This window comes from Pseudomonas sp. 18.1.10, from assembly GCF_024655625.1.
Lineage (GTDB): Bacteria > Pseudomonadota > Gammaproteobacteria > Pseudomonadales > Pseudomonadaceae > Aquipseudomonas.
Genome location: NZ_JANLGL010000220.1, coordinates 1 through 8,907, shown reverse-complemented (window position 1 = coordinate 8,907; position 8,907 = coordinate 1). Strand labels below are relative to the sequence as shown.

Genomic DNA, 8,907 nt, shown 5'->3' with positions numbered 1-8,907 from the left:
ACAGTGTGCCAGTCGCCGAATGTGTTGACTGACTTACCGCATTCGCGAGCAAGCCCGCTCCCACACAAGCCCGCTCCCACAAGGGGATCACCTATAACTGAAGGACCGGGTTACCAGAAGCGCTGCTGGGTCAATCGGCTCCACCAGGTCAGCAACACGCGGTCCACCGAACCGCTGGCCGCCAGGCCCACACGCTCCTGCAAGCTCTTGCGCTCGGCATAGTGCAGGTGGAACACCTCGGCGGTCTTGGCCTTGGTCGCCAGGTATTCGTCGCTGGTTTGCAGCTCGTCCACCAGTTGCTTGTCGAGTGCTGCAACACCTAGCCACACTTCTCCGGTCGCCACTTCATCAATCGCCAACTGCGGGCGATAACGCGATACAAAGTTCTTGAACAGCTGATGGGTGATATCCAGGTCTTCCTGGAACTTCTCCCGGCCCTTCTCGGTGTTTTCGCCAAACACCGTGAGGGTGCGTTTGTATTCGCCGGCGGTCAGCACTTCAAAGTCGATGTCGTGCTTTTTCAGCAGACGGTTGACGTTGGGCAGCTGCGCGACCACGCCAATCGAACCGAGGATGGCGAACGGAGCGCTGATGATCTTCTCGCCGATGCACGCCATCATGTAGCCGCCGCTGGCCGCGACCTTGTCGATGCACACGGTCAGCGGCACGCCCGCCTGGCGGATACGCGCCAGTTGCGATGACGCCAGGCCGTAGCTATGGACCATGCCGCCGCCGCTTTCCAGGCGCAATACTACTTCGTCCTTTGGCGTGGCGAGGCTGAGCAGCGCGGTGATTTCATGGCGCAGGCTTTCGGTGGCCGAGGCCTTGATGTCGCCGTCGAAATCCAGCACGAACACCCGTGGCTTGGCCTCGGGCTTTTTCTTGCTGTTTTTCTTTTCGGTTTTGCTTTCGGACTTGCGCAGGGCCTTGAGCTGGTCCTTGTCGAGCAGGGTGGATTCCAGCCGCTCGCGCAGGCCCTTGTAGAAGTCATTGAGTTTGCTGACCTGCAATTGGCCAGCGGACTTGCGACGACCTTTGCTGCGCAAGGCGGCGAAGCTAATCAGTACCACCAGAATAGCGACCACCAGGGTGACGGTCTTCGCTAAGAAGCTCGCGTATTCGGCCAAAAAATCCATGTTGCTCCTTACAAGTGCAGTGCGCCAGGCGCGGATTACCCCAGCATACCGGCGGCACCGCGTTCGGGCCAGTCATCAAACCGCCAGCAAGCGGGCCTCCAACGGGGTTTTAAAACAAGCGTATGTTTTTCCATTGACAGCTCGCAGGCATCCCCATAACCTCGCCAGACTTTCAACGTACCGGGAAAACGGACGTGGGCAGCATCTACCTGATTCGACATGGCCAAGCCTCCTTCGGTGCAGACGACTATGACGTCCTGTCGCCCGTTGGCGTGGAACAAGCGCAAGTGCTCGGCCGCCACCTGGCTGACTTGGGCGTGACGTTCGACCGCTGCATCGCCGGCGACCTGCGCCGCCAGCAGCACACCGCCAGCGCCGCGTTCGAGCAGTACAGCGCCCTCGGTTTATCGGTGCCGACAGTCGAGGTGGACAGCGCCTTCAACGAGTTCGACGCCGATGCGATCATCCGCGCCCTGCTCCCCGACCTGCTGACCACCGAACCCGAAGCCCTGGAAATCCTGCGCAATGCCGCGCAGAACCGCAGCGAGTTCCAGCGCATCTTCGCCCTGATTATCCAACGCTGGCTGGCCGGCACCTATGATCCACCGGGGCTGGAGAGCTGGCTGGGGTTTGTCGAGCGGGTCCAGGGTGGCATGCAACGCATTCTCGAAGCGGCGGACAACGCGCAGAAAATCGCCGTGTTCACCTCCGGCGGCACCATCACCGCCCTGCTCCACTTGATTACCCGGATGCCCGCTGCCCAGGCGTTCGAACTGAACTGGCAAATTGTTAACACCTCGCTCAACCAGCTGAAGTTTCGCGGTCGCGAGGTGGCCCTGGCTTCCTTCAACAGCCACACCCACTTGCAACTGTTGAAGGCGCCGCAGCTCATCACCTTCCGGTGAACTGCGGCCAACCGTGACCCCAAGGTCACTGGACTCACCATAAAAGGATCGAAACCATGACTGAAGTAGCTAAAGCCGTAGAAGCAATGAAAGCCAAGTTCAACCCAGCCGCTGCTGCCGGCCTGGACCTGGTGTTTGGTTTCCGTATCGACGAAACCCAGAACTTCTCGCTGATCGTCAAGGACAGCACTTGCGAACTGAAAGAAGGCGAAAACCCTGACGCCCAAGTGACCCTGGTCATGGACGCCGAGACCATGAAAGGCATCGTCAGCGGCGAGACCGACGGCATGCAAGCCTTCATGGGCGGCAAGCTGCGCGCCGAAGGCGACATGATGCTGGCGATGAAGCTGAGCGAGCTGTTCCCTTCCTGATTCAAGGTCCAGCCTGAATCCCTGTGGGAGCGGGCTTGTGTGGGAGCGGGCTTGCTCGCGAATGCGGTCTTTCAGTTAATCAATCAGTGACTGATACACCGCTTTCGCGGGCAAGCCCGCTCCCACATTTGGTTCCACCACAGACCTCAGCTTTTTGGCTGCAACAACAACGCCACCAACGCACTCCACCCCGTCTGATGCGACGCCCCCAACCCGCGCCCGGTTTCGCCATGGAAATACTCATGGAACAGCACCAGGTCACGACTCGCCGGGTCCGCTTCCAACTGCGCATACCCCGCCATCGATGGCCGCAGCCCATCCTCATCCCTTAGAAACAACCCTGTCAGCCGTGCGCTGAGGCTGTCAGCCACTTCCTCCAGCGATGCCAGATAACCACTGCCCGTCGGGTACTCCACCGAGAAGTTGTCGGCGTAGTAGCGATGAAATTCCCGCAGCGATTCGATCAGCATGTAGTTCACCGGCATCCACAACGGCCCGCGCCAATTGGAGTTGCCGCCATACAAGCGCGAATCGGATTCGCCGGGCTGGTAGCTCGCGCACAGGGTGTTGCCGTTCATCTTCAATGCCAGCGGTTGCTCGGCAAACGCCTTGGACAATGAACGCACACCAAACGCCGACAAGAACTCAGCGTCATCGAGCATGCGCCGCAACAGATCCTTGGTGCGCTCACCGCGCAGCAACGCCAGCAACAGGCGATTGCCCTGGCCCGGTTCGTTCCAGCGCGACACCAGCTTGGCCAAGTCCGGCCGGTGCCTCATAAAGCCCAACAAACGCTCGCGCAACCCTTCCAGGCCTTCATGCTCGTGCTGTTCCAGCACCAGCACGGCAAACAGCGGCATCAGCCCGACCATGGAGCGCAGGCGCACCGCTTCGCTCTGCCCGTCGGGGCGGTGCAGGACGTCGTAGAAAAACTGGTCCTGTTCGTCCCACAGGCCTTCGGCGCTGTCATCCACGCGGTTGATGGCCCCGGCGATGTACAGGAAATGCTCGAAAAACTTCACGCCGATGTCCACGTACACCGCATTGCGCTTGGCCAGCTCCAGGGCAATGCGCATCAAGTCCAGCGCATACGCGGCGACCCACGCCGTGCCGTCGGCCTGATCCAGCTGATAACCCGGCGGCAACGCGGCCGAGCGGTCGAACAAGGCAATATTGTCCAGCCCCAGGAACCCGCCCTGGAACAGATTGCGCCCCTCGGCATCCTTGCGGTTGACCCACCAGGAAAAATTCAGCAGCAGCTTGTGGAATATGCGCTCCAGGAAATCCATGTCGCCTACGCCGGTCAGTGCCTTGTCCTGCTGATACACGCGCCAACTGGCCCAGGCGTGCACCGGCGGGTTGGCGTCGTCGAAGCGCCATTCATACGCCGGCAACTGGCCGTTGGGGTGCATGAAACGATCCTTGACCAGCAGCAACAGCTGTTGCTTGGCGTACGCCGGATCGATCAGCGCCATGGCCACGGCCTGGAAGCCCTGGTCCCAGGAGGCGTACCACGGGTATTCCCAGGTATCGGGCATGGAGAGGATGTCGAAGTTGGACAGGTGCCGCCAATGGGTATTGCGGATATGCAAGCGCTCGGGCGGTGGCGCAGGTTGGGCCGGGTCGCCATCGAGCCATTGGTTCACATCGAAATAATAGAGTTGCTTGGACCACAGCAATCCGGCCAGCGCCTGACGCTGTACGTTGCGGGCGTCCTCAGACGCAATTCCGTCTTGCAAGGCCGCATAAAAATCATCCGCTTCCTGGCGGCGCTGCTCAAACAGCTTGCGCGCATTGACCTGAGGCGCGCCGACCGGCGCAAACCGCAGGTAGATCATTTTGCGTTCCAGGCCCGCCAGATCGAGGACAAACCGCGCAGCGACTTTGGTGCCGCAGTCACGGCGAATCGCCGACTGAACACCGTTCACCACATAATCGTTCACGCCATCCTTGAACGGCCCCGCTGCCGGCTGCCCATTTAGCCGTGGGTAGTTGCTTTCGTTTTCACAGAACAGCCACTCGACGCCCTCCTCTCCCCACGCGCTGAGATGGCGGTCAGGCAACTCATGATGGCGTGCCAGCACCTGGTCGCCGTCCAGCGTCAACTGTGGCTTGGGCGCATCAACGGTCCAGCTCCAATCATTGCGCGCCCACAACTGCGGCAACACCTGCAACCGCGTCGGCTGCTCCGAACGGTTATGCACGGTGATGCGCATGAAAATATCGTCGGGTTGATGCTTGGCGTATTCGACACTGACATCGCAGTAGCGGTTGTCTTCGAATACCCCGGTATCGAGAATCTCGTATTCGGCGTCAGCCAACCCACGGCGGGCGTTCTCGGCGATCAGGTCTGCGTACGGAAAGGCAGCATGGGGGTATTTATAGAGCATGCGCATGTAGGCATGGCTCGGTACGCCATCGACGAAAAAGTACAGTTCCTTGACGTCTTCACCGTGGTTGCCCTCGGCGTTGTTCAGGCCGAACAAGCGTTCCTTGATGATCGCGTCGCGCTCGTTCCACAGGGCCAGGCCCAGGCACCAGCGCTGCGCCTTGTCACTGAAACCCGCGAGGCCGTCCTCGCCCCAGCGGTAGGCGCGGCTGCGCGCATGTTCATGAGGGAAGTAGGCCCAGGCATCGCCATCGGCGCTGTAGTCTTCGCGCACCGTGCCCCATTGGCGTTCGCTCAGATAGGGGCCCCACTCGCGCCAGCGCTCGGCGTCGCTGGTCGCCAGGCGTTGGCCTTCGATCGTGTCAGAAATCCGTGTTACGGGCGTGGCCGTCATGGGTCCTCCTGCGCCTACAAGGTGAGGTGCAGTGTAGGACCCATCCACGCCCATGTGCACATGAAGGTTTAGAAGATGGCGTAGGTGTAGTTGAAGATCAGGCGGGTTTGATCCTGATCGGCAGTGCCGGTGTTCTTGCCGTGGTAAGTACCGGTACGGAAGGTGGTACCAAAGCCTTTCAGAGGACCGGCCTGCACCACGTAGTCCAGGCGGAAGTCGGCTTCGTTTTCTTTCTGGTCAGGACCACCGGCCACCTTCGCCTTGATATCCCGGCCATCCAGGTACGCCACGGACGCCTTCAGACCCGGCACGTAGGCCTTGAAGTCGTACGAGTACTGACCAAAGTTGACCTGCTCGCCCGCCCGGGAGAACTGGCCGACCACGGCGTCGGTGAACAGGTAGAAGTCGCTGCCACCGGCGCCTTGGGCGTGCGGATCGGCCAGGCTGCCCTGGTTCACCCACACAAAGCCGCCGTCGTCACCCACGCCGATATGGCCCAGCATCAAGCTGCTGCCGCCCAGTTGGTAGGTGAAGGCCGCACTGTAGGTTTTGTTGTCGACTTCGTTGGCGTGCCTGGCATAGCCGCCGTTGTTGTTGAACTGGTAGCCACTCTGGCCGTTCTTGCCGTCGCTGCTGCTGTCGAAGTAGCGCAGGTCGGTCTTGAACGATTGGTCATTGCCCAGCGGCAATACGTGGACCAGGCCGAAGTAGTTCTGTTTGTAGAAGTCTTGCAGCTGGGCGTAGTAGTACTGCAACGTCAGGTTTTTCGCGATGACGTTGTCGGACGAACCAAACGGCTTGTAGTCCACCCCGCCGAACTTGAAGCTATCGCTGTCGCGCTGACCGCCCGCCACACTCAAACCGGTGGAGTTGCTGGACGCACGGCCTTCGGCGCGGTTCAGTTCACCGCCGGTGAAGGTGACGTTGGGAATATCGTTGGAGGTGAGGATGCCACCATCAAAGGTTTGCGGAGCCACGCGGCTGTCGTTGGACACCAGGATCGGCAACACCGGCGCCAAGCCGCCACCGACGTGCAACTCGGTCTGGGAAATGCGGAACTTCACGTTACCCGCCGCACGCCCAAAGGAGTCGGCTGGTTCAGTGCCGTTGTTCTTGGTCGGGAAGAAGCTGTTGCCGTTGCCCGACAGGCCGGCGCCTGCGGTGTGGCCATCGCCGCCGTCCAGGCGCAGGGCGCCGAACGCCATCACGTCGAAACCGACGCCCACGGTGCCCTGGGTAAAACCGGACTTGTAGTCAAACCGCAGCGCAGTGGCGGTTTCGCGCAGGTCGTTGTTGCTGCCCGAGCGGTTGTCAGCGCTGTAGTACATGGTCCGCGAACTCACGGAGGCATGGCTGTCGTCAAGGAAACCGCTGTGCCCGGTGCCCGTACCCAGGGAGCCGAGCCCAAAATCATCAGCTAACGCGTGTTGTGCAAGAACGGCGGCGGTGATCGACAACGCCAGTGTAGAAATTTTCATTAACGACGGCCCCTGAACATTTTTTTATGTGTGTGATGTGCGAAACGGCGTTTTCATCCCTGCGAACGTGACGATTCTTTCATGCCGGGTGGGGGCGACTGCGTGAAGAATTAGTTAGGAAAAACCCCGGAAAATGAAATTTTCAGCCGGCTGGTTTTTGTCATATTCACGTCATCTCATTCATCCAAGGAATGAAGTCCAGAGGATTCTTCGTTTGCAAGTGCAGCGGGCGCTCAACAAAATCCTGAGGAAGGCCACTTCCATCGCCACCGTCATCAGGAATTTTTCTATGCCTACCACCGCACATGTCAGCCCCGACGAAATCCGCAAGGGCTTTTCCAAGGCGATGTCCGACATGTACCGAGATGAAGTCCCACTGTATGGCGCGCTGATGGCGCTGGTGGCCGAGACCAATACCCGCGTGCTCGACGCCCAGCCCGCGCTGGCGCAACAGCTGCAACGCACCGGCGAAATCCAGCGTTTGGACATGGAACGCCACGGCGCCATCCGCCTGGGCAGCGCCTTCGAGCTGGCCACCATCGGCCGCCTGTTTGCGGTGATGGGCATGCAGCCGGTGGGCTACTACGACCTGACCCCGGCCGGTGTGCCGGTGCATTCCACCGCGTTTCGTGCGGTGCATGAGCACGCGCTGCAAACCAGCCCGTTTCGCGTGTTCACCTCGCTGCTGCGCCTGGAACTGATCGAAAACCCCGAACTGCGCGCCTTTGCTGAAAGCGCCCTGGCCAAACGCAACATCTTCACCGACCGCGCCCTGGCGTTGATCGAACAGGCGGAAAAAGCTGACGGACTCAACGCCGTGGACGCCGAGGAATTTATCCGCGAGGCCCTGGAAACCTTCCGCTGGCACCACGCCGCCACCGTCACCCGCGCCCACTACCAGCAACTCAGCGACCAGCACCGCCTGATCGCCGACGTGGTGGCCTTCAAGGGCCCGCACATCAACCACCTGACGCCGCGCACCCTGGACATCGACCAGGTCCAGGCCGCCATGCCCGGCAAAGGCATCACCCCCAAGGCCGTGATCGAAGGTCCGCCGCGCCGCCAGTGTCCGATCCTGCTGCGCCAGACCAGCTTCAAGGCCCTCGACGAAGCCATCGCCTTCACCGACGCCCAAGGCAGCCACAGCGCCCGCTTCGGCGAGATCGAACAGCGCGGCGTGGCACTCACCCCCAAAGGCCGCGCCCTGTATGACCAATTATTGAATGCCGCACGCGACGAGCTGGGCGCGTTCCCCACTGAAGGCAATGCCGCGCGTTATATGCACTTGATGGAACAGCACTTCGCAGCCTTCCCCGACAACCACGCGCAGATGCGCGAGCAGGGCCTGGCGTACTTCCGCTACTTCGCCACCGAGCAAGGCCTGGCGGCACGCGGCAGAGTCGATCAACCGCGCACACTGGACGCGCTGATCGCAGCAGGCCATGTGGCGGTGGAGCCGTTGGTGTACGAAGATTTCCTGCCGGTAAGTGCGGCGGGGATTTTTCAGTCAAACCTGGGGGATGCGGCGCAGAGTCACTACGCGGCCAATTCGAACAGGGCTGAATTTGAGAACGCGCTGGGGCGGCGGACGATTGATGAGTTGACGCTGTATGAGCAGACGCAGCAGCGGTCGATAGAGGCCTGCACTCAAGCGCTGCATGGGTGAAACAAGATACCCACCCGGCTCATCGGCGTAATCCTTACACCGTAAAAGCCCCCAAGAGCCGGGTAGGCGGTGGGCATCATAGGGACTGCGCCGGGCACTGTCCCCCAGACAATTCTGAACAAATATGACCTATTACTGTAGGAACATCAGTCAACCCAACTGCTCCACAATCTTGTCCTTGACCAACAACCGCTTCTTCTTCAGCTTTTCCACATCCTCATCGCTGGCACTGGCCGCTTCCGCCTTCAGCACCTCTTTGTCGGCATCGTCGTACTGAGTGAGCAGCGAGTCCAGACGCTTGTCGCTCGCCCTGCGTTCGTGAATGACGTCCTCGCTCAACCCCAAGTCCTGATACAGGTCGTGTTTCACTGGCATGGCGTACCTCCGCAAGTTGAACAATGGCTTACGCCCTTGAAGCTAGACCATTGCGCGGGGTCTTGTCATTTTTGAGGTCAAGACACTGCTCTAAATGTAGACACTGGCCTCCTGTGGGAGCGGGCTTGTGTGGGAGCGGGCTTGCTCGCGAAAGCGGTAGATCAGCCGATGAATTTGGCGACTGACACACCGT

Annotated in this window: 7 protein-coding genes; 3 read left to right on the top strand and 4 right to left on the bottom strand. The window is 60.5% G+C overall.

Going from position 1 to position 8,907, the window contains the following annotated elements:
* Window positions 1-110: 110 nt before the first annotated feature.
* Window positions 111-1,136: a protease SohB gene (gene sohB / locus NUV89_RS24950; RefSeq protein WP_257783416.1), complete on the bottom strand. Its 1,026-nt coding sequence runs from the start codon at window positions 1,134-1,136 to the stop codon at window positions 111-113.
* A gap of 194 nt (window positions 1,137-1,330) precedes the next feature.
* Between sohB and NUV89_RS24945 the strand changes: the two genes are divergently transcribed.
* Together NUV89_RS24945 and NUV89_RS24940 are read left to right on the top strand one after the other, a co-directional pair.
* Window positions 1,331-2,041 carry a histidine phosphatase family protein gene (locus NUV89_RS24945; RefSeq protein ID WP_257783415.1) on the top strand — a complete coding sequence of 237 codons (711 nt, stop codon included), beginning with the start codon at window positions 1,331-1,333 and terminating at the stop codon, window positions 2,039-2,041.
* A gap of 56 nt (window positions 2,042-2,097) precedes the next feature.
* On the top strand, window positions 2,098-2,412 hold the full coding sequence (locus NUV89_RS24940; RefSeq protein ID WP_257783414.1) for an SCP2 sterol-binding domain-containing protein: 315 nt from the start codon (window positions 2,098-2,100) through the stop codon (window positions 2,410-2,412).
* Between the two features lie 146 nt (window positions 2,413-2,558).
* Here the strand turns inward: NUV89_RS24940 and NUV89_RS24935 are convergent, their stop codons facing one another.
* Complete coding sequence (locus NUV89_RS24935; protein ID WP_257783413.1) at window positions 2,559-5,195, bottom strand: glucosidase; 2,637 nt, start codon at window positions 5,193-5,195, stop codon at window positions 2,559-2,561.
* A 68-nt stretch (window positions 5,196-5,263) separates the two neighbouring features.
* On the bottom strand, window positions 5,264-6,673 hold the full coding sequence (locus NUV89_RS24930; protein ID WP_257783412.1) for an OprD family porin: 1,410 nt from the start codon (window positions 6,671-6,673) through the stop codon (window positions 5,264-5,266).
* A 289-nt stretch (window positions 6,674-6,962) separates the two neighbouring features.
* Here NUV89_RS24930 and NUV89_RS24925 point away from each other — a divergent pair, with 289 nt between their 5' ends.
* A complete protein-coding gene (locus tag NUV89_RS24925; protein ID WP_257783411.1) occupies window positions 6,963-8,339 on the top strand; it encodes a VOC family protein in 1,377 nt (458 codons plus the stop codon).
* Between the two features lie 150 nt (window positions 8,340-8,489).
* On the opposite strand, the gene NUV89_RS24920 is transcribed toward NUV89_RS24925, so the two are convergent.
* Window positions 8,490-8,714, bottom strand: coding sequence for a DUF465 domain-containing protein (locus NUV89_RS24920; protein WP_257783410.1), 225 nt, complete (start codon window positions 8,712-8,714; stop codon window positions 8,490-8,492).
* Window positions 8,715-8,907 lie beyond the last annotated feature (193 nt).